This window comes from Nonomuraea roseola (assembly GCF_039535395.1).
In the GTDB taxonomy this organism is placed as follows: Bacteria; Actinomycetota; Actinomycetes; order Streptosporangiales; family Streptosporangiaceae; genus Nonomuraea; species Nonomuraea roseola.
The window spans coordinates 590,034-617,007 of sequence record NZ_BAAAXC010000015.1; the positions used below are offsets into that span (position 1 = coordinate 590,034).

Annotated in this window: 22 protein-coding genes; 16 read left to right on the plus strand and 6 right to left on the minus strand. The window is 70.2% G+C overall.

The features are described 5' to 3' along the window. Positions 1–184: 184 nt before the first annotated feature. Positions 185–505 carry a hypothetical protein gene (locus ABFX55_RS25880; protein ID WP_346125111.1) on the minus strand — a complete coding sequence of 107 codons (321 nt, stop codon included), beginning with the start codon at positions 503–505 and terminating at the stop codon, positions 185–187. A 594-nt stretch (positions 506–1,099) separates the two neighbouring features. Between ABFX55_RS25880 and ABFX55_RS25885 the strand changes: the two genes are divergently transcribed. Then, positions 1,100–2,470 carry a cytochrome P450 gene (locus ABFX55_RS25885; RefSeq protein WP_346125113.1) on the plus strand — a complete coding sequence of 457 codons (1,371 nt, stop codon included), beginning with the start codon at positions 1,100–1,102 and terminating at the stop codon, positions 2,468–2,470. A gap of 265 nt (positions 2,471–2,735) precedes the next feature. Here ABFX55_RS25885 and ABFX55_RS25890 read toward each other — a convergent pair whose 3' ends face one another. Then, positions 2,736–3,770, minus strand: coding sequence for a terpene synthase family protein (locus tag ABFX55_RS25890; RefSeq protein WP_346125114.1), 1,035 nt, complete (start codon positions 3,768–3,770; stop codon positions 2,736–2,738). Positions 3,771–3,980: 210 nt separating this feature from the next. Between ABFX55_RS25890 and ABFX55_RS25895 the strand changes: the two genes are divergently transcribed. From ABFX55_RS25895 to ABFX55_RS25910, 4 genes are read left to right on the plus strand one after another with little or no spacing between them, the layout of a single operon-like run. After that, entirely contained in the window at positions 3,981–6,284 is a 2,304-nt protein-coding gene (locus ABFX55_RS25895) for a sensor histidine kinase (RefSeq protein WP_346125116.1), read from the plus strand. Beyond that, entirely contained in the window at positions 6,281–6,700 is a 420-nt protein-coding gene (locus tag ABFX55_RS25900) for a roadblock/LC7 domain-containing protein (protein ID WP_346125118.1), read from the plus strand. The genes ABFX55_RS25895 and ABFX55_RS25900 overlap by 4 nt, the downstream gene beginning before the upstream one ends. Continuing rightward, positions 6,697–7,065 (plus strand): DUF742 domain-containing protein, encoded by a 369-nt coding sequence (locus ABFX55_RS25905; RefSeq protein WP_346125120.1) that lies wholly within the window; start codon positions 6,697–6,699, stop codon positions 7,063–7,065. Before ABFX55_RS25900 ends, ABFX55_RS25905 begins: the two co-directional genes overlap by 4 nt. Beyond that, positions 7,046–7,630, plus strand: coding sequence for a GTP-binding protein (locus tag ABFX55_RS25910; RefSeq protein WP_346125122.1), 585 nt, complete (start codon positions 7,046–7,048; stop codon positions 7,628–7,630). The genes ABFX55_RS25905 and ABFX55_RS25910 overlap by 20 nt, the downstream gene beginning before the upstream one ends. A gap of 23 nt (positions 7,631–7,653) precedes the next feature. On the opposite strand, the gene ABFX55_RS25915 is transcribed toward ABFX55_RS25910, so the two are convergent. Then, positions 7,654–8,112: an Lrp/AsnC family transcriptional regulator gene (locus tag ABFX55_RS25915; RefSeq protein ID WP_346125124.1), complete on the minus strand. Its 459-nt coding sequence runs from the start codon at positions 8,110–8,112 to the stop codon at positions 7,654–7,656. A 96-nt stretch (positions 8,113–8,208) separates the two neighbouring features. Here ABFX55_RS25915 and ABFX55_RS25920 point away from each other — a divergent pair, with 96 nt between their 5' ends. Then, on the plus strand, positions 8,209–9,147 hold the full coding sequence (locus ABFX55_RS25920) for a threonine ammonia-lyase (protein WP_346125126.1): 939 nt from the start codon (positions 8,209–8,211) through the stop codon (positions 9,145–9,147). Between the two features lie 244 nt (positions 9,148–9,391). Beyond that, positions 9,392–9,673, plus strand: coding sequence for a hypothetical protein (locus tag ABFX55_RS25925; protein ID WP_346125127.1), 282 nt, complete (start codon positions 9,392–9,394; stop codon positions 9,671–9,673). A gap of 164 nt (positions 9,674–9,837) precedes the next feature. Here ABFX55_RS25925 and ABFX55_RS25930 read toward each other — a convergent pair whose 3' ends face one another. Beyond that, positions 9,838–10,308 (minus strand): MarR family winged helix-turn-helix transcriptional regulator, encoded by a 471-nt coding sequence (locus ABFX55_RS25930; protein WP_346125129.1) that lies wholly within the window; start codon positions 10,306–10,308, stop codon positions 9,838–9,840. A gap of 300 nt (positions 10,309–10,608) precedes the next feature. On the opposite strand from ABFX55_RS25930, the gene ABFX55_RS25935 reads away from it, so the two are divergent. The 4 genes from ABFX55_RS25935 (at position 10,609) to ABFX55_RS25950 (ending at position 15,593) form a co-directional block, all read left to right on the plus strand. Next, positions 10,609–12,750, plus strand: coding sequence for a SpoIIE family protein phosphatase (locus ABFX55_RS25935; RefSeq protein ID WP_379479093.1), 2,142 nt, complete (start codon positions 10,609–10,611; stop codon positions 12,748–12,750). 262 nt (positions 12,751–13,012) lie between these two features. Continuing rightward, positions 13,013–13,516: a DUF1269 domain-containing protein gene (locus tag ABFX55_RS25940; RefSeq protein WP_346125133.1), complete on the plus strand. Its 504-nt coding sequence runs from the start codon at positions 13,013–13,015 to the stop codon at positions 13,514–13,516. Between the two features lie 53 nt (positions 13,517–13,569). Then, on the plus strand, positions 13,570–14,844 hold the full coding sequence (locus ABFX55_RS25945; RefSeq protein WP_346125134.1) for an arginine deiminase: 1,275 nt from the start codon (positions 13,570–13,572) through the stop codon (positions 14,842–14,844). A gap of 74 nt (positions 14,845–14,918) precedes the next feature. After that, positions 14,919–15,593, plus strand: coding sequence for a MarC family protein (locus tag ABFX55_RS25950; protein ID WP_346125136.1), 675 nt, complete (start codon positions 14,919–14,921; stop codon positions 15,591–15,593). 5 nt (positions 15,594–15,598) lie between these two features. Here the strand turns inward: ABFX55_RS25950 and ABFX55_RS25955 are convergent, their stop codons facing one another. Next, positions 15,599–15,997, minus strand: coding sequence for a hypothetical protein (locus tag ABFX55_RS25955; RefSeq protein WP_346125138.1), 399 nt, complete (start codon positions 15,995–15,997; stop codon positions 15,599–15,601). Between the two features lie 285 nt (positions 15,998–16,282). On the opposite strand from ABFX55_RS25955, the gene ABFX55_RS25960 reads away from it, so the two are divergent. After that, positions 16,283–19,798: an AAA family ATPase gene (locus ABFX55_RS25960; protein WP_346125140.1), complete on the plus strand. Its 3,516-nt coding sequence runs from the start codon at positions 16,283–16,285 to the stop codon at positions 19,796–19,798. Between the two features lie 81 nt (positions 19,799–19,879). Next, positions 19,880–20,608 carry a hypothetical protein gene (locus tag ABFX55_RS25965; RefSeq protein ID WP_346125141.1) on the plus strand — a complete coding sequence of 243 codons (729 nt, stop codon included), beginning with the start codon at positions 19,880–19,882 and terminating at the stop codon, positions 20,606–20,608. 8 nt (positions 20,609–20,616) lie between these two features. On the opposite strand, the gene ABFX55_RS25970 is transcribed toward ABFX55_RS25965, so the two are convergent. Beyond that, positions 20,617–23,463, minus strand: a complete 2,847-nt coding sequence (locus ABFX55_RS25970; protein ID WP_346125143.1) for an AfsR/SARP family transcriptional regulator — start codon at positions 23,461–23,463, stop codon at positions 20,617–20,619. A gap of 242 nt (positions 23,464–23,705) precedes the next feature. Here ABFX55_RS25970 and ABFX55_RS25975 point away from each other — a divergent pair, with 242 nt between their 5' ends. The 3 genes from ABFX55_RS25975 (at position 23,706) to ABFX55_RS25985 (ending at position 26,967) form a co-directional block, all read left to right on the plus strand. Further along, entirely contained in the window at positions 23,706–24,743 is a 1,038-nt protein-coding gene (locus ABFX55_RS25975; RefSeq protein WP_346125145.1) for a M23 family metallopeptidase, read from the plus strand. A 35-nt stretch (positions 24,744–24,778) separates the two neighbouring features. Next, positions 24,779–26,221: an N-acetylmuramoyl-L-alanine amidase gene (locus ABFX55_RS25980; RefSeq protein WP_346125147.1), complete on the plus strand. Its 1,443-nt coding sequence runs from the start codon at positions 24,779–24,781 to the stop codon at positions 26,219–26,221. A 116-nt stretch (positions 26,222–26,337) separates the two neighbouring features. After that, a complete protein-coding gene (locus tag ABFX55_RS25985) occupies positions 26,338–26,967 on the plus strand; it encodes a hypothetical protein (RefSeq protein WP_346125149.1) in 630 nt (209 codons plus the stop codon). The last annotated feature ends 7 nt before the right edge of the window (positions 26,968–26,974 follow it).

Here is a 26,974-nt window from a genome sequence, read left to right on the forward strand (position 1 = left end):
AAGGCGCCCGGTAAGGCGCCCGGTAAGGCGCCCGGTAAGGCGCCCGAGGGCTTCAACCGGCTCGGCGCACAGGTGGAAACGACAGGATCCCGCCCGAACATCGAGATCGGACGAGATCCTGTCAGCCGTCAAAGAACGGGCGACCGGGGAGTGCGGGCTCGCGCCGGTCGCGCTCGTCAGACGATCAGCAGTACTTGGCCTTCCTGACGCTGCCGACGGCGGTGGGGGCGGTGATCCTCGCGTTGACTCCGTGACGGATCTCGCGGCACAACGGATCCGGCCCGTACGCGATGTCGAGCGTCACGAGGTCCGTGCTGCCGCAGTTGAGGACATCCGCCCAGGCCTTTCCGCTGGTCTCGCCCTTGGCCGTGATGTGCAGGCCGCTCTTGCCCGAGCACGGGGCGCCGCTCGCGCCCGCCGAGGCCGCGGTGGTTCCCGCTCCCAGTCCCACGATGGTGAGAGCTCCGACGAGAAGCGCGCCCGCCGTACGCCTGTGGATCGACATCTGTCCCCTTTTCTGACTTGGAGGCAAAGATCACGTTCGGCCGCATTGTAAAGGTTTGTCCGCCAACGGTGCGGACGAACGCGGAGCGCGGGCCGGCCCCGGCACACCGACCTTCTCGAAGCGGATGCCGACCCCCGCCGAGGGTCAGGGCCGCCATGACAGGAGAGCGGTCGTGGCGGTCGGCAGGATCCCCGCGACGGCGGTCGCGGGTCCGCGCCCCGGTGAGGCAGGTCAGACAGGCCGGCGAGACGCCGCACTCCGTGTCCATGGGAAGATCATTAGCGGTGGGCGATGGGCGAGCCGTACGCCAAGCGCGGCCGCCGCGCCACCGGCGACCGTTCCCTGCCCGAGCCTGCGGCGCGGCAGCTCGGGCAGGGAACGGCCGCACCGACCACACACGCCCCCGTCCGGCTCAGGCGCGCCTTCCGGCCGGCCCTCGGGATGCGTGGCGCGGGAGCGCGGCAAGGACACTTGCGTGACCATCTTGATCAGATATGGATGATCATGTGATACTTCGCGCAAAGAGTGACATATGTCGGAAGAGCGACTCTTTGGGCATGTGATGCCCGAGGCGTTTGAAGTGGGGATCGACGCATGCCGTTCGACGCGGACACCGCTGCCTCTGGACTGCGCGTCCTTCCCTTCTACCGTGCCGTCCCCCGGCTCGTGAAGGATCCGGTCACCGAGCTGGCCAAGATAGGCACCGAGACCGACGGTCGGATCGTCCGGTTGGACATCGGTCCTTTCCGCCCGTACCTGGTCTCCCACCCCGACCACGTCCAACAGGTACTGAAGACGGACTGGTCCAACTTCGTGCGCGAGGGAATGTTCTGGCGGCCGCTCCAACGGGTGATCGGCCAGAGCATCCTCGGGGAGGGCGAGGGCTGGGAGTCCAGCAGGAGGATCCTCCAGCCGCTGTTCACCGCGAGATACACCGCCTCGCTGGGCGAGGACATGGCCGACATCATCGCCGACTGCATCCTGGAGCTGGACAAGTACGCGCTGAGCGGCCAGCCCGTCGACGGCGGCTATCAGATGACGACGATCGTCAACCAGGCCGTCATCAAGGTGCTGTTCGGTGGGCGAATCTCCCGCGACGTCGCCGAGCGGCTCTCGCCGGAGTTCGCCACGTGCGCGACCTCGATCGCCTTCCGGCTGCTGTTCCCCTTCGCGCCCTACTCCATCAAGGTGCCGGGGGACCGTGCCTTTCTCGCGGCCGCCAAGAAGATCGACGAGATCGTCTATCCCCTGATCGAGCAGGCGCGCGCCGAGGGCACCGGCTCCAAGGAGGTGGTCTCTGCGCTGATCGGCGCCAGGATCCAGCAGGACGGTGAAGCCGACCTCAAGCAGGTCCGCGACGACCTGGTCAGCATCTACGGGGCCGCGTCGGAGACCACCGCGATGTCGCTGACCTGGCTGTGGTCCGTCCTGCATGATCATCCTGACGTCTACGCCCGCCTGCAGGCGGAGGTCGACGAGGTGGTCGGGGAAGGTCCGGTCCGATCGGAGCACGTCCCCAGGCTCGGCTACCTCCGCATGGTCCTGCAGGAGCTGTTGCGCGTCTACCCGTCGGCGTGGATCATCCCTCGCCAGACGGTGGCGGACACGGAGATCGGTGGCGTCCCGATCGAGGCGGGCTCGCAGGTGCTGGTCAGCCCCTACACCACCCACCGGTTGGCGGAGTTCTGGGAGCGACCACTCGTCTTCGACCCCGAGCGCTGGGCGCCGGAGCGGAACGAGCGGCGGCATCGCTACGCCTTCATCCCCTTCGGCGCCGGCCCGCACGTCTGCCTCGGCCAGCACCTGTTCTACCTCGAGGCCCCGCTCGTGATCGCCAACCTGCTCAGCAGGTATCACCTGACGCTGACCAACCCGCAGCGCCTGACGCCGGTGCCCGGAGCGTCAGTGCGGCCCAAGGAGAAGCTCATGCTAAGACTCGAGCTCAAGTCGGGCCGCCGGGCGTGAGCGTGTGGCCCCGCCAAGACGGCCGGCGGGGCTCGCTTGCCGCGCGCGTCGACAGGCATGTCGGAGGTGTCCAGGTGAGCATCGGCCTGACCGCCGTTGATCGCTACCGGAAGCCCATGACCGCCGCTCAGGGGCGGGGGACGGCGACGGCGGTGTACGGGGTGGTGGGGGTCGGGCTGGTGTCGAAGCGGGCGTTGGGCAGGTACAGAACCCAGCCCACTGGAAGCAAGACAGTCGGGTCGGCCAGGGCTTGTTCCTTGGACCTCTAGCCCTGGTGGAGGTCGGCCTCGCCTGCCAGTTCCTGCACGGTGTAGGCGTGGGTGTCCCTGGCCATGTACCAGCGGCCGTTGAAGGAGACGCTCCTGAGCTGCCCTTCCGCGATCTCCGCCAGTTCACCGCCCACCTGGGCGACCTCGCCGCGGAAAGCCGCGTTGATCTCGTCGATGTGGGCCGCGACCCGCCGTACCGCAGCGGCCGCGCCGACGCCTGAGGCCTGCAGGATGCTGATGGAGTTGGGCTTGCCCTCGCTCTTCTCGCGTTCGAACGACCGGATGTCGTTGGCCAGCCGCAGGGACGATGCGCCCAGATGCGTCATGGGCTCGATCATCGGCCAGTGCGCCGCGACGGCCGGGGAGGGTCCGCACATGGCCAGGGCCGCCGCCCACCAGGTGTGGTAGAGGATGGTGAGCATCCCGTTCGCGAGATAGCCGTCATAGGACGGCCACGGCTCGACCCCCGTCGTCCAGGCGCGCTCGTGCGCCATGGCCGTGAAAGCGATCTCCATCTGCCGTGCCAGGTTCGGCGAGTGGACCGCGGCACCCGCATATGTGTGGAAGCGGGCGCACCACAGGGTCCACGCGGCCAGCACCTGCCCGACAGGCTCCCCGGACGGATCCGCTTCGGCGGTGCCGGACAGGATCGCGGGGAACTGCGCGAAGAACGCCGCGACCTCCCGCTCGGACCACTGGCCGGCGATGCTGTCGGCGATGTCGTCGACGCCGAACAGGATCGTGGTCAACGCTCCGAGCTCGGCCAGCCGGCCACGGGTCGCGCGCGGAAACGTGGCGGCGGCCGACAGGCAGCTGAAGGCCAGCCTGCTGGCCGAGCTCCCGCCGTCGGCGAACAGCACAGGAAAAGGACGCAGCATCGCGGACGCCTCGGGCACGGCATCCAGTGCCGCGCGCAGGACGGTCGCCCGATCCGTCTCGGGCACACCCGCGAGTTGGTGCGACCCCTTGAGCAAGCCGTCTGCCAGGTCGTTACGGATCTCGAAATAAGCCTCAGGGTCAGGTCCGCTCACGAGCCGACCATACCCATTAACGATCTTGGTTGACAAAAAGAAAAACCAGGCGGAAAACACTGCTTGATCAAGATCACGATTCTTTGCTAGGGTGCCCGGGTCGTCGGCGCCGTTATGCCGCTGTCTCCCGGCAGTCAGCCCCTCACATGACTTCGCAGAGTAGGTACCATGCGCCTCCGCAATACACGTCTGCGGACCAAAGTCACGGCTTTGCTCCTCTCCCTGGCGGCTCTGTGGTCCTTCGCCGCCTGGGTCACCCTGCGCGAGGGCGTCAACCTTCTCTGGGTCGCCCAGCTCGACAGCAGCGTGGTCGGGCCGAGCGAGCCGCTCCTGGTCGAGCTCCAGCGTGAACGCAGGGCATCGATGATCCAGCTGGGTGAGCGGTCCCCCCGCTCCCGCAAGGAGCTGCAGGATCAGCGACAGCGCGCCAATCGCGCCAAAGCCGACTTCGAGACGTCAGCCCGCGCGGGAATCGTCGAGTGGGCGGCCGATGACGTGGGCGAGAGACGACTGGCCACCATGTTCGCCAAGCTCGACGACCTCGCGAGCGTCCGGCAGGCCGTCGACGCCGGACGCGTGACCCGCATCGAGGCGAGCGCGGCGTACGCCGGCGTCATCGACTCCTTCTATCGGATGTACGGCGCGATGGCGACCCTCGACGACAAGACCCTCGCCGGGGACGCCCGCACCCTCATGGCGCTCAGCAACGCTCGAGAGATCCTCGCCAGAGAGGACGCTCTGCTGGCCGGAGCGCTGGCCGAAGGACGGCTGGACGCACAGGAGCACGAGCAGTTCACCAAGACGGTGGGCGCCTGGCACATCGTCGCCGAGCAAGCCGCATCGGAGCTGCCCGATGCCGATCGAGCGGCCTACGACAAGCTGATCAAGGGCAGGTCGTTCACCCGGCTGCACGACCTCGAGACTCTTCTCGCGCGGCAGGGAAGTGTCGTCGAGACCATTCCTTTCAGCGCCGAGCAGTGGAGGTCCACGACCGAGCAGGCCCTGGCCGACTTCAACGGCATGGTGCTCGGCGCGGGCGACCGTGTCGTGGAGCGCGCGACGCCCGTCGCCGTGGGCGTCGTCGTGCGGCTGGCCCTGGCAGGAGGTCTTGGCCTCATCGCCGTCGTCGCGTCGATCGTCCTGTCCATCACCACCGCTCGGGCCCTCTTCGCCCAGCTGCAGAAACTGCGCGACGCGGCGCACGAGCTCTCTGACGAACGGCTGCCTCGGGTGGTCGAGCGCATCGGCAACGGCGAGCGGGTCGACGTCGCCGTCGAGGCGCCGCCGCTGCAGTTCGGCACCGGCGAGATCGGGCAGGTCGGTCAGGCGTTCAACACCGTGCAGGAGACCGCCATCCGGATCGCCGCCGAGCAGGCGGCGCTGCGGCAGAGCATCCGCGACATCCTGATCAGCATGGCCCGCAGAACCCAGGGCCTCGTGCAAAGGCAGCTCAACGTGCTGGACGTGATGGAGCGGCGCGAGACCGACCCCGTGGAGCTGGAGGACCTCTTCCGCCTGGACCACCTGGCCGTCCGCACGCGGCGCAACGCGGAGAACCTCATCGTGCTCTCCGGCTCCTCTCCCGCGCGTACCTGGCGCCGCTCGGTGCCCATGGTCGACGTGGTCCGCGGCGCGCTGGCCGAGGTCGAGGACTACACACGCGTCTCGCTCATGCCCATGGGCGATGTCGTCCTGGTCGGCCGCGCCGTCGGAGACGTCGTCCACCTGCTGGCCGAGCTGATCGAGAACGCGGTCTCCTTCTCCCCGCCCTACACCAACGTCCAGGTCAGCGGGCAGCTCGTGGCCAATGGCTACGTGGTGGAGATCGAGGATCGCGGTCTGGGCATGAAGCCGGAAGACCTGGCCGCCGCCAACGAGCGCATCGCCGACCCGCCGGAGTTCCGCATCACCGGCGCCACGGCGAGGCTGGGCCTCTACGTCGTCAGTCGCCTGGCCGCACGTCACCAGATCCAGGTCGTGCTGAAGGCCTCCCCCTACGGCGGAACCACCGTCGTCGTGATGCTGCCCCAGGAGCTCGTCGAAACCGGCCCCGTCCAGCCGCTCGAGGACGAGCCTCGGACGAGCCTGCCGATCAGGCAGACGACTGCCACCGCCACGCGTGCGACGGCCACGCGCGCCACAGTCACGCGTCAGCCTGCCCGTGCGGCCTCGCCCCAGGCCGGCCTCACAGCGCTGCCACACCGTACGGCACCGCCCGCCGCCGACAGCGAACCGGCCGAGGAAGCCGCGCCCGCCGCGTCGACGCCCACCGGGTTCACCCCGTCGGGGCTGCCGTTCAGGGTGCCGCAGGCCAACCTCGTGCCCGCTCTGCGCGAGGAGGCCGTGCCCACACCGCCCAGCCTCATCGGGCCGCCGCCGGATGAGCAGGACGACGACCTGCGCTCGCCGGAAGAGATCCGCGCGATGATGCAGTCCCTGCAGTCCGGTAACCGGCGCGGCAGGTCCGCGGCCGAGAAGCTCATACAGGACCACCAGTCTGGAGACGACGCGTGACATCCAGTGCGAGCCCAGATCTGAACTGGCTGCTCGACGATCTGGTCAATCGGGTCAACGACACCGACCACGCCATCGTGTTCTCCTCTGACGGCCTGCTGATGGCATCCTCAGCAGACCTGCAGCGCACCGACGGAGAGCATCTGTCGGCCGTGGCGGCCGGACTGCAGAGCCTGGCCAGAGGCGTCGCCGATCACGTCAGCGGCGGCAAGGTCCGGCAGACGGTGGTGGAGTGGAAGTCCGGGTTCCTCATCGTCAGCGTGGCAGGGCAAGGGGCCTGCCTGGCCGTACTGTGCGGTCACGAGGCCGACATCGGCCTGGTGGTCTTCGAGATGGCCACGCTCGTCACTCGTGTCGGCCACTACCTCACTTCAGACGCCCGCACTGCAGAGATGCACGCCCGGAGCCAACAGTGAACGAACTCTCAGGTGACGGATGGGTCGAACCGGAGATCATCCGGCCCTATGTGGTGACACGTGGGCGGGCGCGACCCGCCAACGGTAAGTTCGACCTGATCTCCATGGCGCTCACGGTGGAGACACCGCCCGAAACCGAGACAGGGCTCGACCCCGAACACCTGTCGATCCTGCGGCTCTGCCGGGCGCCCAGATCCGTCGCCGAGCTCGCCGCCGATCTGAATCTCCCCGTCGGCATCATCCGCGTGCTGCTGGCAGACCTCTACGACCGCAATCTCATCTCCGCACGAGAACCGCAATTCGAGGCGGACATGGCCGACATGAACATGTACAAGGCGGTGCTCGATGGCCTTCGATCGCTCTAACCACCTACGACTGCCCACTGCTATCAAAATCGTCGTCGCGGGCGGCTTCGGCGCGGGCAAGACCACCATGGTCGGCGCCGTGTCCGAGATCAGGCCGCTGCGAACCGAGGAGATCCTCACCGACCGCAGCGTCGGCGTCGACGACATCTCAGGAGTGGCCGCCAAGGGCACGACCACCGTCGCGATGGACTTCGGACGCATCACTCTCGGCCAGGACTACGTGCTCTACCTGTTCGGCACACCGGGCCAGGAGCGGTTCTGGTTCGTCTGGGACGAACTGGCCAAGGGCTCCCTCGGTGCTGTCGTCCTCGCCGACACCCGGCGCCTGGCCGACTGCTTCCACTCGATCGACTACTTCGAACGGCGCGGAACGCCGTTCGTGGTCGCGGTCAACGCCTTCGAAGGCGCGCCCACCTACGATCTCGACGAGGTACGGCTGGCGCTCCAGCTCAAGCCCTCGATCCCGATCGTCATGTGCGACGCACGCAAGCGCAACTCGACCAGGGACGTGCTCGTCACACTGGTGCAGCACTCCGCCGAGTCCCGCATGATGGCGCTGCCGTAGGGAAGCGGCGCCACGACCGGCGCTCACACGGAGAACGGGATCGCGAGGCCGGTCTTCACCGTGTCGAACACGACCAGCGTCTCGTAGCGCTGGACGTTGTCGTCGCTCTTGAACAGCCGGTTCCCGAGCATCCCGCACTCGAGGATGCTCGGAGCCGCCAGGATGACGACGTAGTCCCACGGGCCCGCGACGTTGTAGCACTGCTGCACCTGCGGCGTCTCCCGCATCCTGTCGGCGAAGGCGCGGTGGTGCTCGAACGTCTCGTGAACCAGCGTCACCAGGACGGTGGCCAGGACCACGGGACCGAGACGCCGAGGATCCAGGACGGCGACCTCCTTGAGCAGCACCCCGTCGGCGCGGTATCGGGCGATACGACGCTGCACGGCGCTCGGAGAGAGGCCGACCAGCTCCCCGAGCTCGAACAAGGTACGGCCGGCGTCGTCCTGCAGAAGACCCAGCAGGCGGTGGTCGATCTCGTCCATGCAAAATTATTGCGCCTGGACGCGAAAAATCTCAATCGCATCGATCACCCGTTCGCCTAGCGTCTGACACGAAACCCCTGGCGAAAGGCGACCACCATGGATCTCGACCTGGCTCGGATCGAGAAGGCCTCGCGGGTGATCGACCCGCAGTTCCTCGACACCCCGCAGTACGTCGACGAGATACTGGACCGCACCGTCACGGTGAAACTGGAGACCGCCAACCCCATACGCAGCTTCAAGGGCAGAGGCGCCGACTTCGCGCTGAGCACCCTCGACCCCGGCACCCGGGTGGTCTGCGCGTCCTCGGGGAACTTCGGGCAGGCCGTCGCCTACGCGGGGCGGGCTCGCGGCATGCGGGTCCAGGTGTTCGTCCCTCGGACGATCAATCCAGGCAAGCAGGCCAGGATGGAGGCCTTCGGCGCCCGCGTCAGCCCGGCCGGCGCGGACGGCTCGGCCGCCCGCGCCGCCGCGGCCGCCTACGCCGCCGAGCATCCCGACGTCGTCTTCCTCAGGGACGGCCTCCATCCGGCGATCGCGGAGGGAGCGGGCACCATCGGCGTGGAGCTGGCCGCGGGCCAGGCGTTCGACGCCATCGTGCTCCCCGTCGGAGACGGCGCCCTCATCAGCGGCGTGGCGCGCTGGATCAAGGCGCACTCCTCCGCCACCCGCGTCGTGGGCGTCAACGCCGCGGGCGCGCCCTCGATGCTGCGCAGCCTGGAGGCAGGGCACGCGGTCGCCATCGAGCGGGCCGACACCTTCGCCGAAGGGATCTCGGTGTGCCTCCCCATCGAGGAGTCCGTGCAGCGGGCGCGCGAACTCGTCGACGAGATGGTGCTGGTGACCGACGAGGCCATCGCCGCCGCCATGGAGCGAGCGGCGCGGACGCTGGGAGTGCTCCTCGAGCCCGCGGGCGCGGCAGGTCTGGCCGCGATCGAAACGGGTCAGGTCGCCGGCGACCGGCTGGCCACCGTGCTGACCGGCGCGAACCCCCGGCCCGAGCAGCTCGGAGAGCTCCTCGCCCGGCTCGCGCGCTGAGCACGACGGAGCCTGCCGACGTCAGATCCACCCAGGACGAGGGCGCGCGCCCGCGAGCGCACGCAAGATCCGATCTGTACCGCTCGCCGGGCACGAGCCGCCCCGCCCGGGGCGCCGGCGCCGAGACTCCGTGTCAGCGCGGTGTCAGCGGCGGCGGCCATTGTCTGAGTCACGCCAGAGGTTCGGGGCAGCCGATCCACAGACCTCGGCGTCACCCACACAGAGAAGCGAAAAGGGGAACGACATGTCGCACGACACGCTGTGCGAGCTGGTCGACGCCCGCATCGAGCGAGCCCGGTCGAAGGCGGAGCTGGCCGTGACCGCGGCGGGCGAGACCTGCGAGCGGTCGGCCGTCAGGGCGGCCGAGGCCGAGCGCCTCGCCGCCGCCACGCCGGGCAAGGCCGACACCCGAGCGATGATCGAGCAGGCGCGAGCCCACGCGCTCGCGCAGGGCCAGGAGCTCGCCGACGCCCTCGCCGCCAAGGGGGCGGCGCTCAAGGCCGGGGCCGCCGACGCAGGGAACTAGGCCGGCCCGGCCTCTCGGTTCGGTAGCTCACGGGCCAGCACTCCACCCCACCATCGCTCGACCCGATCGGGTGACCACCCGCGTCTACCCCGTGTTCCCGAAGGAGGCCCTCCGCATCGGCGCGCGACCGGCGTGATCGCCGCGGCCTCCCCGCACGACCGCGCCTACGTGGCGTGGTGCTGGACCAGCCGGGTCAGCAGCCCGACCAGCTGCTCCCGTTCCGCCGACGACAGCGGGGCGAGCACGTCGTCCTGGAGGGCCGACACGAGATGGTCGAGCCGGCTCAACTGCTCCCGCCCTTCCGCGGTCAGGGTGATGATGTTGCGCCTGCGGTCGGACAGGTCGTGCTCGCGTCGCACCAGCCCACGTCCGGCCAGTTCGTTGATGACCGAGACCAGGTCACTGCGGTAGATGCCGGTGCGGCGGCTCAGCGTGGCCTGGCTGGCCTGGCCGGAGTCGTCCAGGGCGGCCAGGACGGCGTAGTGCCACTTGTGCGCGTCGGCGGCGGCCAGCCCTGCGCTCACCGACCGGTCGGCCTGCGCCGCCGCGATCGACAGCAGCCTGCTCGGGATCTGCCTCAGCCGTGCCGGAGTGGCCGGATCATCGCCGAGGTGCCGCATGTCGCCAGTGCTCATGCCGTCGATCGTAGCGACTTGCGTTAGTCGCCCTAACGATACTGACGCCGCGCCGACGTCCGGGGCCATGACGATCCGCGGGTCGCCACCGATCTCGCTTGACCCTCCGTTGGCGTCTTCCAGAAGAGCACCTGGGACGCCGTCGCGCGGAGGAACGCTCAGCGGACGGGTTGACCCAGCCGTCCATCGCACCAGCCATGCGCCACGTCCCCGCTGAAGCGCGCCCATCCACCGGGCTCGTCACCAAAGTTCCAGGTCAGTCGGGGTAACGTCCTATATGTAGGACCCTGGAATGAGGTGGTGGCTTTGGGGCGACAGTTCCCACCCAGCGAGACGATCTCTGCCTCGAATGAGGGAGACGACCAGGACGCGCTGCACAAGGTCCTGACCGACATGCTGGAGGAGATCGGCGCCCATACCGGCGCCATCTACCGCCTCTCTCCCGACGGCCAGGTGCTGGAGCTGGCGATGATGGAGGGGTTGCCGCGGGAGTTCGTCCAGCCGTGGGAGCGGGTGAGCCTGACCGCGCCGATCCCCGTGGCCGACGCGTTGCGGGACAAGCGGCTGGTGTGGGTGGGCAACGAGGAGGACATGGTCCGCTGCTACCCGACGATCGCCGTCGCCCTGCCCTACGAGTTCTCCCTCGCGGCGGTCCCGCTGTCCACCCCCGCGGGCGACTACGGGGCGATGTTCATCGTCTGGTCCGGCTCCTATCCTCCGCCGCCCGCCCACACGCGTGAGCGCCTCACCGCCGCCGCGGCCGAACTGGCGGAGAAGCTGCAGGTCCTGGCCAGGAAGAGTCCGTCGAGGCGGCGCACCGGCTGGCACGAGGCGGTGCCCCTCACCGATCCGGCGGAGGTACTCGGGGCGATGGTGGCACGCCTGCCCGAGGGGATCTGCACGCTGGACGTCAAAGGCCGCCTCACCTACATCAGCCCCAGGGGAGCCGCCCTGCTCGGCGAGTCACCGCTGCGACTGATCGGCGCCCAGCCCTGGACCGTGCTGCCGTGGCTGGACGACCCGGTGTACGAGGACCGCTACCGCAGAGCGATGATCAGCCAGCAGCCGTCCTCGTTCGTGGCGCTGTGCCCACCGGAGCGGTGGCTGGCCTTCGACCTGTACCCCTCGATCTCCGGCATCACCGTACGCATCAGCCCGGCTCCCGTGGAGACGGAGGCCGCTCCGGCCCGCACGCTTCCGATCGACGTGGCGCTTCCCATCAGGACGGGGGCCATCTACCACGTCCTCCATCTGGCGAGCACGCTGACACAGGCCGCCGGCGTCCAGGATGTGGTGACCCTGGTCGCCGACCAGATCATGCCCGCGTTCGGCGCCCAGGCCGTGGCTCTGCTGGCGGCCGAGGAGGGACTGCTGCGCGTCGTCGGCCATCGGGGTTTCCCGCCCCACATCATCGAGCAGTACGGCCGGCTCACCCTGACCTCACCCACTCCGAGCATCCGGGCGATGGTCACCGGAGTGCCCAACTTCTTCGAATCGCATGACGAGCTGTACCAGATCTACCCGTCCGCCGTCGCCCCTGACGACGGCATGGCCGCATGGGCGCTGCTGCCCCTGATCGCCTCCGGCCGCCCCGTCGGCACGTGTGTGCTCGCCTTCCGCGAGCCGCACCCCTTCACCGTCGAGGACCGAGCCGTCCTGACCTCGCTGGGCGGCCTGATCGCCCAGGCGATGGAGCGCGCCCGGCTGTACGACGCCAAGTCGGAGCTCGCTCGCGGCCTGCAGGAGGGCCTGCTCCCCCACGCCCTTCCCCGCATACCGGGGCTCGACGCGGCGGCCCGCTACCTGCCGGGCACCGAGGGCATGGACATCGGGGGCGACTTCTACGACCTCATCCGCCTGCCCGACGGCGCGGCCGCCGCCATCATCGGCGACGTCCAGGGGCACAACGTCACCGCCGCCGCCCTCATGGGCCAGATCCGTACGGCGGTGCGCGCCTACGCCGCGGCCGGCGCCGATCCCGGCGAGGTGATGTACCGGACGAACCAGATGCTCACCGACCTCGATCCCGGCCTGTTCGCCAGTTGTGTCTACGTTCATCTCGACCGCCGGCACTGCGAGGCGCGTCTCGCCCGAGCGGGTCATCCCGAGCCTCTCGTCCGGCATCCCAACGGCGACGTCGAGGTGATACACGTCCCTGGGGGCCTCCTGCTCGGTATCGAACCCGAGACGGAGTACCCGTGCACGAACGTGCCTCTGGAGGTCGGCAGCCTCCTGGCGCTCTATACCGACGGCCTGATCGAGGTGCCGGGCATCGACATCGACGACGGCCTGGCGGCTCTTGGCGCCAGGCTCGCGAGCGACGGCGACCAGCCGCTGAACGAGCTGGCGGAGAGCCTGATCAGGAACGTCGAGGGGGTCGGCCGCCGCAGCGACGACGTCGCCCTGCTCCTGCTGCGCCTGGCCGCCGAGCCTGTCCCGTAGGGCTGGCCTTTACAAAGTATGTCGCGCTCAGAATGCCGTCCCGGAAGGCGGGGTCCGTCCGCCAGGCCGCCGCGGCGCCGCCCATCAGCTCGAGATCTGGCGAAATCTGTCGCAGGTCTGGATATTGAACTGCCTTTACGTCTGCGCGGTGAACGCGATGGAACGATGGCCTATGTGCCGTCATGACCTTTACGGGGCAGATCTGGCTTTCCCGTCCTCTTCACGGGCCACTGCTTCGACACAGCGGGAATCGGGGGATTCCATGAGCAATCTGATAGCCATCGCCTATCCGGACGTCGCCACGGCGACCCGGGTGCGCGACCGACTGCTGGAGTTGCAGCGCGAAAGGCTCATCATTCTGGCCGACGCCGCGGTGGCGGAGAAGAAGCCGGACGGCAAGATCAAGTTGCACCAGCTCAACAGCACGACCGGCGGCGGCGCGGCGGCGGGCACCCTGTGGGGCGGGCTGATCGGCATGCTGTTCCTGGCGCCGCTGCTGGGGATGGCGGTGGGAGCGGCGACGGGCGCGGCCGCGGGGGCGGCGACGGACGTCGGCGTCAACGACGCCTTCATGCGGGATCTGGGGCAGCGGCTCCAGCCCGGCGGGGCCGCGCTGTTCCTGCTGGTCACCCAGAGCACGCCGGACAAGGTGATCGTGGAGGTCGCCCCCTTCGGCGGGGAGATCATCCAGACCTCGCTGACCGAGGAGGCGGAGGCCGACCTGCGGGAGGCCGTCCGCCACGTCCAGGCCGTCGCCGAACAGTAGCGCGGGCGCGCGACATCCATCTCCATTCCTGATCGACCCGCCTGGGAGGCGTCGTGAGTACCAAGTACGGAGTCCACTCCGAGGTGGGCACGCTGCGGCAGGTGATCGTACACCGGCCCGATCTCAGCCTGAAGAGGCTCACCCCTGCCAACAAGGACGAGCTGCTCTACGACGACGTGCTGTGGGTGCGTCGCGCCCAGATCGAGCACGACGAGTTCGTGGAGATGATGCGCGGCCGCGGCATCGAGGTGTTCCACCACCAGCAACTGCTCGCCGAGGCGCTGGAGGCCGCGCCCGAGGCCAAGAGGCACGCGGTCGAGCGGACGGTCACCCATCTGACGGTGGGACCGTCACTCGTCGACGAGGTCCGCGCCGAGCTCGCGTCATGGAGCGGGGACAAACTGGCCGAGCATCTGATCGGCGGGCTCACCAAGGAGGAGTTCGTCGCGGAGGCCCGAGCCAGCCGCGAGAACTTCGACGCCCGATCCCTGGTCACCGCGATGGCCACGACCGGATCGTTCATCCTGCCGCCGCTCCCGAACTCGCTCTACCAGCGCGACCCTTCCGCCTGGCTGTACGGCGGGGTCTCACTCAACCCGCTCTACTACCACGCCCGCCGCCTGGAGACGATCAACCAGAGCATCATCTACCACTTCCATCCGATGTTCGCTGACGACGGCTTCGCCTACTGGTATCCGCCCATGGGCGACGACGGCACCTTCGACGAGGAGGACTTCGGCCGTGCCTCGCTGGAGGGCGGCGACATGATGCCCATCGGAAAGGGCGCCGTCGCCATCGGCGTCAGCGAGCGCACCAGCCCCATCATGATCGAGCACCTCGCCGGAGAGCTGTTCGCCGCGGGGGCGGCCACCAGGGTGCTGGCGGTCAACATCCCTCCGCACCGCTCCTACATGCACCTCGACACCGTGTTCACCCTGCTGGACGTGGACAAGGCCACCGGATACCCACCCGTGGTGGAGAACGCGGCGGTCTACTCGCTGCGGCCCGGCGACAAGGAGGGCACCGTGGACGTGCACCGCGAGCCGAGCCTGGCCGCCGCCTTCGAAGACGCGCTCGGCATCGGCAAGCTCGACATCATCCCCACCGGCGGGGACGACTACCAGCGGGCCAGGGAGCAGTGGGACAGCGGCAGCAACTTCGTCGCCCTGGAACCTGGTGTCGTGGTGGGCTACCACAAGAACGAGTTCACCAACAGGAAGCTGCGCGAGCACGGCGTGGACGTCGTCGAGATCGAGGGCTTCGAGCTGGGCAAGGGTCGAGGCGGCGGGCACTGCATGACCTGCCCGATCCTGCGCGACCCCGTCTGAGGCCCGCCGTCCCGTCCATCGCGTGAAACTCCCCTCTGTGACCAGCCGCCAGGCGTCCATCCGGGAGCACCACGATGACCCACCCAGCACTGATCCTGTTCTTGGCGCTGTTCGGGCTCTACAGTCCGGTCGCCGCGCTGGCCTCCTACCTGCCGATCGTCCGCCCGTACGAGCACAGGGACGTCAACCGGCTGGCACTGGGGCTGGCGCTCAACGTCGCGGTCTTCGTGCTCGTCGCGCTCTGGGTGGGTGAGCCGTTGCTCAAGCTGCTCGGGATCAGCACCGCGGCTCTCACCGCCACCGGCGGCATCGCGCTCGCCTACGCCGCCATCCCGCTCATGCGCGGTCAGGCGGGGGCGGTCGAAGAGCTGGAGAAGCTCCAACGCCAGGAGGAGCAGAGGGAACAGGGGGTCGCGGCGCCGCCCGAGCCCGTCGCCGACGTCAAGTCGATCCTGTTCACCCCGCTCACCTTTCCCCTGACCGTCGGCGGCACCACCTTCGCCTTCTGCGTCGCCGCCTCGGCGGCGGCGACAAGCATGCGGGAGAAGCTCGCCCTGTCCCTCGCGGTCGTGTGCTTCGCGGCGCTCACCGGCCTGACCCTGTACCTGTCCGGGCACGTCAAACGCCGCATCTCGCTGAAGGGGGCCATGCTCCTCGACCGCGTGGCCGGCATCCTCCTCACCGCCATCGCCGTCATCCTGCTGGCCAACGGTTTCACCGACCTGGTCACCGCGCGGCTCAACCAGTGAGGGGTCTAGTTCGCGATGGACACCAGCACGGCGCCGAGCAGGCCGAGGATGAGGATCAGCGGGATGAGCAGGGCGCCCAGCAGCGCCAGCTGGTAGGCCAGTCCGTTCCACGGCTGCGGGGCAGGCCCGAGCGTGCCGGGCGAGAAGGACCACACCGGCGCGCGGTACTCCACGGCCACCGACTGCCCCTGCGCGACCCACACCTGGAGATCGGCGTTGCCGACCCGGGGCGGCAGGATGCCGGGGACGTGCACGTGGAGGTGGTAGGCGCCGGGCGCCACAGGGATCACGTTCTGCCCCCACCTGACCGGCACCGGGTATCCGTTCAGCGTGACCACGGGCTTGAAGACGGCGAGGCCGAAGACGGCCCAGTGGTACTTCAGATCGAGCAGGAGGTGGTTCATGCCGGGGTCCTTCAGGGCTGGGCGACTGATTCGAACGGAGAACATTCTGGCCGCAGTCCGTGAGGGACGAGGCCCGGGCCCTTCCTGACGTCGGCTCGCCTGCCCGTCGTCATGGGGAGCGGCCGACCGACCACGCGCTGTTCGCCAAGGCTGTCGCGACGCTGGACCAGCTCGCGAGGCCAGGCCGCCCGCACAGGTGGACCTGCCTGCCGACGCGATCGGTGTCCAGGGCGAGGGTCCGATCGCGTGCGAGCGGCATCGTCGAGCTGACGTAAGATCCCCGCCATGGATCGCCCAAGCCTGCCCGGCAGCCTCCAGCTGCTGCTCTCCGACGACCCCGTCCTGGACCTGTACTCCTACGGCCCCTGGCGAGTCCCGGACGGCCTGTACGAGCAGGTGCGGGCGCGCGCCGTCGCGCTGAACGGCGATCCCGCGGCCGAGGCGCTCGCGGTCGAGCTTCCCGGCTTCTTCGCCGAGGACACCACCGTGATCGGCGCGGAGCTGTGGCACCTGCTGCAGTTCCTCGTCGGCTCGGTCGCGCTGTGCGGGGGCTCGGCCTGCGACCTCGCCTACGAGACGTTGAGCGACTTCGTGGCCGAGCCGCGGCAGCCGAACCGCAGCTGGACGTGGTCGTCGGGCGACACGCCCTTCCTTCCGCCCGCGTACTGGCTGATGGACGGCACCGGCGACGACCCGGAGCTGCGCGAGCTCGCGTTGGGGCTCGCGCGCCGGTGCCTGGACGTCTTCGCGGGCATCGAGCCGCTCGAGCCCCGGCGCAGGGCGCTGATCGCGCTGCACGACCTGCGCGCCGCGGATCCCGCCCTGGCCAAGGAGGATCGGGTCGCGCCGCTGGAGGCGCTGCCAGGGCTGTGGGCCGAGCGAGCCGAGCCCGAGCTGCTCGCCGTACTGCCCGAGCTCCTGGGACCCGCCGGCTATCTGGACTGGGCCTGTTCGGGCTTCCTCGCCGCGCACACCCGTCTCATCGAGCACGTGCCCGGCGCGACGAGTGCGGGACCGTTGCCTGGCACCGCCCTCACGTTCGAACACGAGGTGACGCTGGCCTGCCTGCTCGCGCAGGCCGAGGTCAGCGAGGTCCCCGCCGAGCTGGCGATGAGCCTGGGCCTGTCGAGGTACACCCAGGTGCAGGCGGTCTTCTCCCGGCTGCGCGAGGGCTTCGACGCCGACTCCTGGCACTCGATGGTGCGGTCGTGGCTGGCGCGCGGGGTGCTGGCGGGCGAGGCCGAGGCCTGCCGTGCCTGGCTCGACATGGCGATCAGGGTCTCCGGCGCCGTCCAGGGGTTGCCAGGTCCGGCGGTGAATCCGGAAAGCTCGCTGCCGGTCACCGCGTTCCAGCGGGATCTGCGCGTGCTGTGCGCGCCGCGCAGGGCCGTCAACCCGCTGCTGGCGAGGTACGTCGCCGATCAGCGCCCCCACACCGACCCCGCCGCCGAGCTGGTCGGTCAGCCGGAGCTGGCCGAGGCGCTCCGTGCCGTGGTCGAGGCCAGGTGGCGCGGCGGCAGGAGACCGGCGCGGCTGCTGCTGGCGGGGCCTGACAGCACGGGACGGATGACGGCGGCCGACATCCTGCGGCGCGCGTTGGCGGGGGCCGACGGCCCTCCCGAGGTGGTCCACATCTCCGACCAGGTCTTCGCCAGCATGAACGCCAGCGAGGCGGCGCTGCACGTGCTGTCGAGAACGAGGGATCTGGCGGACGGCGACCTGCTGGTGTTGCAGGGGCTGGACCGGATCGGCGAGTACGGCCGCTGCGGGGCCGTGGCCCTCGAAGAGCTGCGGCGGGTGCTGCGGCAGCAACGACACCTGCACGTGGTCGCGACCTGCGCGGTGGGTGGCGACCTCGGGCTCGCGCAGGCCAACCCTGCGCTGCTCCACGAGTTCCGCGTCGCGCGCACCCGCGAGTTCACCGAGAACGAGCGGGCGGAGCTGTTCAGGCGGGCCGTCGCCCGTCGGGACGCGGTGGCCTTCGACGACGCGGCGGAGACCGCGGCCCGCCTGGTGGGCCATCTCAACCTGCGCGGCGCCCGCCTCATGGAACACCTCGCGGAGCCGGCCGTCGCCTCGGCGCGCGGCCGGGGCTCCGTCAGGGTGAGCGTCGCCGACCTGCCCGCCGCCCCCTCCCCGCAGGGGACCGGGCTGGACGCCTGCCTCGGGCTCGAGCCGGTCAAGGCGGAGCTCGCCCTCGTCATCGCCGAGGCGCGGGCGGCGAGGCTGCGGCGTGAGGCGGGGATGCCCTCACCCCTGCGGGCGCCGCACCTGGTCTTCACCGGCCGTCCCGGCACCGGCAAGACCATGGTGGCGGGCCTTGCCGGCCGGATGTTCGCCGAGCTCGGGCTGCTCTCCTCCGGTCACCTGGTCACCGTCGACCGCGCCGACCTGGCGGGGCAGCACATCGGGGACGCCACGGTGAACGTACGGCGTGCCGTCGACCGCGCCCTCGGCGGCGTGCTGTGCGTCGAGGACGCGGGCAACCTCGCCCGTCCCGGCATCGACGTCGACAGGGCCCGCAGCCGCGACGTCGTCGACGCCCTGCTCGCGGGGGTCCAGGCGCACCGCGAGGACCTGGTGGTCGTCCTGTGCGGACCCGATGGAGCGGTCAACGGTCTGCTGAAGTCCTCGCCGGAGCTGGCGGAGTACTTCCCGAAGGTCGTGCGCTTCCCCGACCTCACCGGCGACCAGGTGGTCGCCCTCTACGAGATCAAGGCGGCCGAGGCCGGATTCACCCTTCGCGAGGGGGTTCTGGCCAAGGTGGGGAACATCGTCCGATCGGCGCGGCCGGAGGCGGCGGGCGCCCGCCTCGCGCTGCGCCTGCTGGAGCGGTCGGTGGCCATGCAGTCACGCCGGGTGCTGGCCGACGGGGTGATCGACGGGGACGAGTCGCTGCACGAGATCCTCGCCGAGGACGTCCCCGGCACCGCCGCCGCCCGCGTGAGCACCGGTCCCTCCGACGACCCGCTCGCCGCGATCGACGCGCTGATCGGCCTCGAGCCGGTCAAGCGCGAGGTGCGGCTGCTGGCCGCCGAGGTCGAGGCCGACCGCCTGCGCAGGTCGGCGGGCCTGCCGATCACCTCCCCCACCAGGCACCTGGTGTTCACGGGCAACCCCGGCACGGCCAAGACGACCGTCGCCAGGCTCGTCGCCTCGGCGTACGCGCGGCTGGGCCTGCTGTCGTCCGGCCATCTGGTCGAGGTCTCCCACGCCGACCTGATCGCCGAGTACCTCGGCCAGACCGCGCCCAAGGTGCGCGCGGCGGTCGAAAGCGCGCTGGGCGGCGTGCTCTTCATCGACGAGGCGTACGCGCTCACGCCAGGCGGCTCGCACAACTCCTACGGCCCTGAGGCGATCGCCGAACTGCTGCGCCTGATGGAGGAGCACCGAGACGACCTGGTCGTGATCGCCGCCGGTTACGACAACAGGATGAAGGACTTCCTCGCGGCCAATCCAGGGCTGGCCTCGCGTTTCCCCACCACGGTGCGGTTCCCCGACTACTCCGAGGACGAGCTCGTCGCGATCTTCGAGTCCATGGCCTCGGACGCGGGTCTCGTCCTGTACGGCGACGCGCGCGACGAGGTCCGCCGCGCGCTGCGGGCGATCCCACGGGGGGAGTCCTTCGGCAACGGCCGCGTCGTGCGCAACCTGCTCGACCGCGCGACGGCGCTCCAGGCCGAGCGCATCCTGGCGCTGCCGAACCCGACGAGCGAGGAGGTCAGGGCGCTGCTGGCCTCGGACATCGTGGCGAGCCCCTCGCACACCCCCGAGGAGGGCAGGACCGGCCAGTACCTGTGACCGCCACCCCGGGCCGCGGGGCGGCGGTTCCCTGTGAACCTCGGCAGGGTCGCTCACGTCGTCAGGCAGAGAGGAGTTTCGATGACGCGAGCATGGGTCGCCGTCCTGTCGGTCGCCAGCGCGCTGGCGGCAGGGTGCGGTGCCGTCGGGACACCGGGGCTGTCGATGGAGGCGGCCCATGCCTGTCATGGCGAGGACGTCCCGTTGGACGTCCTGAAGAGGGGACGGCCGGCGACAGAGCTCGGGCAGGACGGGCGCGAGGCGTTGAAGGGCACAGGCGTGGGACCGGTCGGCGACCTGGCCGCCTGGCGGATCGTCGAGGACGGCACCGACCGGCTGACGCTCGTCCGTCAGCTCGAACGGCCCGACGTGCGCGAGCAGGGCACGACGTTCACCCACGCTCTGCTGAAGGTCGAGCGGTTCGGCCCGAGGGGAGCCGACGGCCGCCCAGGCTGGCACCTGCGCACCTCCACGCGCTGCGACCTGCGGAGGAAGATGGACGCGCTGGGCGTGGCCGACCTCACGCTGGACCCGGCCAGGCCCTTGGCCAGGACGCAGGGCACGGTCCACCTGCTGGTCACCGAGCGCGCGTGCGCGAGCGGGCGCGCGGCCGAGGGCCGGGTGCGGGTGTTCTCGCGGGAGGAGACCCCGCAGGAGGTGCGCCTGATCATCGGGGTGGAGCCGCAGGGCGGAGCGCAGACGTGCCAGGGCAGTCCGGCCACCCCGTTCGCCGTCGAGCTCGACGCGCCGCTCGGTGACCGGGTGCTCAAGGACGTCGGCGTGTATCCGGCGCGGGAGATCGGGCCCTGACCCCTGGCTCAGCGGACGCAGGCGCCCGCGCCTTCCCGCAGGTCGCGCCGCAGCGTATGGGCGTGGTGCAGGTACTCCTGGGCGAGAGTCGTGCGGCCTGCCGAGCGGTACAGCTCGCCGAGCGTCTGGAACGTGGCGGCCTCTCCGCTCCTGTCACCGAGCTGCTGGAAGATCGCCAATGACCGCTCCAGCTGGTCGGAGCCGTGGGACCGGTCGCCGTTGACCGCCCGCAGGCCGCCGAGGTTCTGCATGGCGTAGGCGCCGCAGTGCCTGTCGCCGAGTGTCTCGAAGATGCCGAGCGCGTGCTCGTGGACGCGCATCGCCCTGTCGGATTCGGCGGCCAGGCCGTACAGGCGCCCCAGCTGCATGGACACGCAACCTTCACGATGGGCGTCGCCGAGCTCCTCGGCCAGCCGAAGCGCCTGCCCCAGCCATCTCGAGGCCTGGCCGAGATCCTGCAGGGTCAGGTACACCCGTCCGATCGCCTGCCGCGCGTAGGCCTCGCCGCTCGGGTCGTCCATGGCGAGGAACATCGACAGCGCCTGCCTGAAGTAGCCGAGCGCCTTGAGCCGGTCGCCGGAGAACTGGCTGGCGGCTCCCAGCCCGCAGATCGAGATGGCCTCGCCGCGTCTGTCACCCAGCTCGTGGAAGATCGCGCGCGATCTCCTGAGCATCTCCTCCGCCTCGGCGTACCGGTCCTGGTACAGGCAGACCTGGGCCAGTCCCCGGAGCATGGCGGCCTCGCCGTTGAGGTCCTCTGCCGTGCGCGCGGACTCCAGGGCGATCTGATGGGTGTGCCGCCACTCCTCGTACCGGCAGTGAAGGTCGAAGTAGGGGACGAGCGCCGCGGCCAGGCCCCATGAGGCCTGCGTCAGTCCGGCGTCGGCGGCCAGCCGTACGGCACCGACCAGCGACTCCCGCTCGGCGTCGAGCCACGAGAGAGGGTCGGCGGTCAGGAGTCCGAAGGTGTCTCCCTCGGGGTTCCACCGGGGCGCCGTCGGGGAGGTCAGGCTGAAGAGCGTGGTCGGCAGCCGTGCGGAGGCCTGCTCGGTGGCGCTCATCCACGCCCCGAGCACCCGGGTCAGCGCGTGACGCTCGACGTCGCCTCCGGCCTTCTCCCTGGCGTTGCAGCGGGCCAGGTCGTGCAGCTGGTAGCGAAGCTGGCCGATGGCGTCCGTGCCCGCCAGCCGCACGAGGTTCACGTCCACGAGCGCGTCCACCACGGTCTCGGTCCTGTGACGGTCCAGGACCGCGTCGACCACCCAGCCGGGCATGGACCGCGGGCCGAGCAAACCCAGCGTCCTGTAGGCCGTGGCCACGTCGTCGGGCAGCTGCCGGTAGGTGCGGTCGAAGGAGTCGCGTACCTCCAGGTCGCCGGCTCTCAGCTCGTCGAGCCTGTTCGCCTCGTCCTCCAGCCGCTGCCGCAGCGCGCTCAGCGGCCAGTCCGGCCGTCCCGCGAGCCTGGCTCCCGCGATCCTGACGGCGAGCGGCAGACAGCCGCAGGAGCGCACGATCGTCGCGGCGGCCTCCCTCTCCTCTCGCAGCCGTTCGACGCCCACGATCTTCTCCAGGAGCTCCTCGGCCTCCGCGGGTGACAGGACGTCCAGGTCGAGCTGGAGCGCGCCGGGCAGCTCGGTGATCCGCCGCCTGCTCGTCACGAGCACCGCGCAACCGTTGCCGGGCAGCAGCGTCCGCACCTGGGCGGCGTCGGCGGCGTCGTCGAGGAAGACGAGCATGGGGCGTTCCGCCAGCAAGGAGCGGTACAGGGCCGAGCGTTCGTGCGTCGTGGGCGGCAGGTCCTTCTCGTCCGTCCCCAGCGCGCGTAACGCCTCCGCCAGGAGTTCGGCGGGGTCGGCGGGGGCATCCGCCGTACCGCCGAGGCTGAGGTAGAGCTGCCCCGCCGCATAGTCGGCCCGTACGGCGCGCGCGCAGTGCACGGCGAGCGCCGACTTGCCCACGCCGGGCGGCCCCACGACCACGGCGATCGCCGGCGGTCCCTCCGGCCGCCGTCCCGCCTCCGCCAGGGCCCGCGTCAGCGTGGCGACGGCGTCGGCTCGCCCTGTGAAGTCAGGGATGTCCGGCGGGAGCTGCTGGGGCGCGACGACGCTTCGTGCGGAACGCGGCGGTGACTGCTGGAGCGCGTTCGCGGCGGGCGCGACGGGAGGCGACTCTCCCGCGAGGACGGCGGCGTGCACCATGCGCAGGTCAGGCCCCGGCTCGACGCCGAGTTCGTCGACCAGCTGCCGCCTGACGGTCTTGTAGGCCTGCAGCGCCTCGGCCTGCCGTCCGCTGCCGTGCAGGGCGAGCATCAGCTGCCGCCAGAGATCCTCTCTGAAGGGATGGACCGCGACCAGCTCCTTCAGGTCGCCGATCGCGGCCGCGTACTCCCCTCTCGCCATTCTCATGGCGGCCAGCTCCTCGGTGGCGCCGAACCGCGCCTCCGTGAGCGAGAGCAGCCTTTCGTCCCACAACGGGCTGGCCGGCAGATCGCCCAACGGCGTGCCCCGCCAGAGCGCGAGGGCCCCGCGCAGGTGCTCGGAGGCCTCCTCGTCGTCGCCCGCCGCCCTCGCCCTGGCGATCAGGTCCTCGAACAGCAGCGCGTCGAGCTGCTCTGCCTCCAGCTCGATCGCGTAGCCGGACGGCCTGGCCAGGATCTGCGCGCCGACCGCTGCGAGGGTTCCCCGTAAGGAGCTGACGTAGGTACGGAGGTTGGCCAGCGCGGACTGCGGGCGGCGCTGCGGCCACAGCACCTCCACGAGCAGATCCGAGCTGACCACCCGGTTCGCGTCGAGCAGCAGCGAGGCCAGCAGGACCCGCGGCTTGGTGCCCGCGACGGGAAGTCTCCCCTCCGGCATCCGGACCAGCAAAGAACCGAGAACGCTGAAGACAGGCTGATCAACCACCATGACGCAGGTACTCCTCAATGGAGGCTTGCAACTGGTTGCTGTGCGTACTGGAAGCTCTTTATACCGATTTCGGATGTTCTTTGTATGGATTCCTCGCACTCTTGAGCCGCAACAAGAGCCTTTCGACAGCTCCACGGACAGCACATGGCGCGAGCCGGGTCTTCGCCTCTCGCGCCGCAGAAAGGATCCGCATGAGACTCAACGGGGTGCTCACAGCAGGATTGGTCCTGCTACCCGGCCTGCTCGGGTTCACCGGAGCGACGGCCGCTGCCGCCGCGAACCCACCGGCCAGCCCCACGCCGAGTCCCACGGCCGCGCAGCCGAACTCCACGGCCACGCCGGCCCCCGCGGCCGACGAGGACAACGACCCGCCGAACGAGGCCACCGTGGCCGAGCGATCGGCCACGGTCATGGCGAGCACCAACTTCCAGCTCCCCTTCCCCTGCGGCCAGACCTGGGTCGGCAACAACAGCGGGAGCAGCGCCCACAGGGCCTATGAGATCGACTTCAACCGGGGCAGCACGGCCGAGGCCGACCGCGGAGACCCCGTCGTGGCCGCCGCCGCCGGCACGGTGGTCATCTCCTCCCACCAGGGCTCGGCCAACGGCTTCGGCAACCTCGTCAAGATCGACCACGGCGGCGGCTGGACGACCTTCTACGCGCACCTGACCGTCCGTAGCGTCAGCGCGGGCGCCCGCGTCACCCAGGGCCAGCAGATCGGCACGGTCGGCAGGACCAGCAAGCCGGGCAACAACATCTCGTCCCACCTGCACTACGAGGTCCGTCAGGGCGAGGGCTACCCCGGCAACATCCGCAGGGCCGTCTTCAACGGAGCCACGTTCGGCTACCCGATCCAGACCCTCACGTCCAAGAACAAGTGCGGCAGCGGAGGCGGCGGCGCCACCAACCCGCACACCGCGCAGTCGGTCTGCGGCAGCGGCTACAAGGTGGTCGACTCCGCGGCGCTGGGCACAGCGGGCACCGTCCACCTGCTGTACAGCGCGGGCAGCGGCAAGAACTGCGTCGCCACGATCAAGAAGACCTCACTCGGCAAGGCCACCGCCACCAGCGCCTATCTGGAGGTGCAGGGCAAGAGTCGCGTCACCGACAGCGGCAACTTCGCCTACTTCGCCGGCCCCGTACAGGCCAGCGCGCCGGGCAAGTGCGTCAAGTGGGGCGGCAAGGCAGGCTCCGACGTCTACAACAGCCCCTTCGAGCACTGCGGCTGACGCGTGAGAACCCCCCAACCCTTCGAGGAGAACCTGTGAAGGCTCGACTCCGCCGTTCGGCTGCTCTGCTGGCCGGCTCACTCATCCCCCTCTCCCTCCTGACGGGACAGCCGGCCAACGCCGTCTCCGCTGATCCCATGACCGACGCGTTCGCCCGCGCGGCCGCCACCTACGAGGTGCCGCGCGACCTGCTGGTCACGCTCGCCTTCGCCGAGACCCATCTCGACGGGCACGAAGGCGAGCCCAGCGCCAGCGGCGGCTACGGCGTCATGCACCTGGTCAGCAACCCCACCGCGCACACGCTGGAGCGGGCGGCCAAGCTGACGAACCAGCCGGTCTCCGCGCTGAAGTCCGACGACGCGGCCAACATCGCGGGCGGCGCGGCCGTCCTGCGCGCCTACGCCGACGACCTCGGCCTCGACGCGGCGGCCCGCAAGGACCCGGCCAAGTGGTACCCCGTGGTCGCCAAGTACGGCAACGCCGCCTCGCCCGACGTCGCCAGGCTGTACGCCGACACCGTCTACGACCTGCTGGCCGAGGGCGTCGACGCCGACACGGCGGACGGCGAGAGCGTCACCGTGCGGCCGCAGGCCGTCGAGCCCGACCGCGGGGCCTACGCCAGGGCGCGCGACCTGAACACCAGCGCCGCGGCCGCGGCCGTGGACTACCCCTCGGCTCACTGGGTGCCGGCGCACAGCAGCAACTACGCCGTCTCCAGCCGTCCCACCAGCGACGCGATCGACCGCATCGTCATCCACGTGGCGCAGGGCTCCTACGCGGGGACCATCTCCTGGTTCCAGCAGGGACCGAGGCCCAACCCCACCTCCGCGCACTACGTCATCCGCTCCTCCGACGGTGACATCACCCAGATGGTGCGGGAGAAGGACAGGGCCTTCCACGCGGGCGACTACAACAGGCGCTCGGTGGGCATCGAGCACGAGGGCTACGTCAACAACGCCTCCTGGTTCACCGACACCATGTACCGGGCCTCGGCGGCGCTGACCCGCAGCATCGCCGACAGGTACGGCATCCCCAAGGACCGCACCCACATCGTCGGGCACCACCAGGTTCCCGGCGCCGACCACACCGACCCTGGCCCGTACTGGGACTGGACCAAGTACATGCAGTACGTCACCGGCGGCAGCGGCGGCAGCAACCCGCACACCGCCGAGTCGGTGTGCGGCAGCGGGTACAAGGTGATCGACTCGGCGGCCCTCGGCACGGCGGGCACCGTCTACCTGCTGTACAACTCGGCCAACGGCTACAACTGCGTGGCCACCATCAAGAAGACCTCGCTCGGCACGGCCACCGCCACCAGCGCCTACCTGGAGGTGCAGGGCAGGACGCGAGTCACCGACTCGGGCAACTTCGCCTACTACGCCGGTCCTGTGCGCGCGAGCGCGGCCGACAAGTGCGTCAGGTGGGGCGGCAAGGCAGGCTCGGCGGTCTACGACAGCCCCTTCGAGCACTGCGGCTAGCACCGGCTCCCGACCAGCGCTGATCCGCATGGCGTGCGCCCGCTCTCCCCTGGTGGAGGGCGGGCGCTCGTCCGCTGTGAGGCATAGGCTGGTCGATCATCGCCGGAGGGGGAGCCGTGCTGTTCAGGCAGACAATCCTGGAAGGCATCGCGGACGGGAGCGTCACCCTTGCCTTCCGCCGCTGGAAGCGCTGCGGCGTACGCGGGGGAAGCCGGTTGCGCACCCCTGTCGGCGTCGTGGAGATCGACGGGGTCGAGGAGTACGCCGCGGACGACGTGACACCGCAGGACGCCGCGAGCGCGGGCTACGCCTCACTGGACGACCTGTGGAAGGACCTGGCCCCCGACGGCACCCTCTTCAGGATCGCCCTCCACCTGAGCGGTCCCGATCCCCGAACCGAGCTGCGCGAGCGGGGCGACCTCGACGCCGAGGAGATCGCCGAGGTCCGTCTGGCGCTGGACCGCATCGACAGGGCCAGCCGCCGGACTCCCTGGACCGTGGATCTGCTCCTGCTCATCCAGGAGCGGCCCATGACCCCTGCCGCCGTTCTGGCCGAGCGGCTCGGCAGGCGGACAGCGGCGCTGAAAAGCGACGTCCGAAGGCTCAAGGAGCTGGGCCTGACCGAGAGCCTGGACGTCGGGTACCGGCTGTCCGCGCGGGGCGAGACGGTCGCGAGGGCACTCGCCCCCACGGTGAAGAAGGGCGAGATCCCAGGTGGCCGTGACACCCTGAACGCGTCGGGGTGACCGGACG

What these genes read in the sequence shown, in the direction of transcription:
- ABFX55_RS25880 (WP_346125111.1), bottom strand. Translation starts at nt 505, where the DNA reads ATGTCGATCCACAGGCGTACGGCGGGCGCGCTTCTCGTCGGAGCTCTC.
- ABFX55_RS25885 (WP_346125113.1), top strand. Translation starts at nt 1,100, where the DNA reads ATGCCGTTCGACGCGGACACCGCTGCCTCTGGACTGCGCGTCCTTCCC.
- ABFX55_RS25910 (WP_346125122.1), top strand. Translation starts at nt 7,046, where the DNA reads ATGGCCTTCGATCGCTCTAACCACCTACGACTGCCCACTGCTATCAAA.
- ABFX55_RS25915 (WP_346125124.1), bottom strand. Translation starts at nt 8,112, where the DNA reads ATGGACGAGATCGACCACCGCCTGCTGGGTCTTCTGCAGGACGACGCC.
- ABFX55_RS25920 (WP_346125126.1), top strand. Translation starts at nt 8,209, where the DNA reads ATGGATCTCGACCTGGCTCGGATCGAGAAGGCCTCGCGGGTGATCGAC.
- ABFX55_RS25925 (WP_346125127.1), top strand. Translation starts at nt 9,392, where the DNA reads ATGTCGCACGACACGCTGTGCGAGCTGGTCGACGCCCGCATCGAGCGA.
- ABFX55_RS25930 (WP_346125129.1), bottom strand. Translation starts at nt 10,308, where the DNA reads ATGAGCACTGGCGACATGCGGCACCTCGGCGATGATCCGGCCACTCCG.
- ABFX55_RS25940 (WP_346125133.1), top strand. Translation starts at nt 13,013, where the DNA reads ATGAGCAATCTGATAGCCATCGCCTATCCGGACGTCGCCACGGCGACC.
- ABFX55_RS25950 (WP_346125136.1), top strand. Translation starts at nt 14,919, where the DNA reads ATGACCCACCCAGCACTGATCCTGTTCTTGGCGCTGTTCGGGCTCTAC.
- ABFX55_RS25955 (WP_346125138.1), bottom strand. Translation starts at nt 15,997, where the DNA reads ATGAACCACCTCCTGCTCGATCTGAAGTACCACTGGGCCGTCTTCGGC.
- ABFX55_RS25960 (WP_346125140.1), top strand. Translation starts at nt 16,283, where the DNA reads ATGGATCGCCCAAGCCTGCCCGGCAGCCTCCAGCTGCTGCTCTCCGAC.
- ABFX55_RS25965 (WP_346125141.1), top strand. Translation starts at nt 19,880, where the DNA reads ATGACGCGAGCATGGGTCGCCGTCCTGTCGGTCGCCAGCGCGCTGGCG.
- ABFX55_RS25970 (WP_346125143.1), bottom strand. Translation starts at nt 23,463, where the DNA reads ATGCCGGAGGGGAGACTTCCCGTCGCGGGCACCAAGCCGCGGGTCCTG.
- ABFX55_RS25975 (WP_346125145.1), top strand. Translation starts at nt 23,706, where the DNA reads ATGAGACTCAACGGGGTGCTCACAGCAGGATTGGTCCTGCTACCCGGC.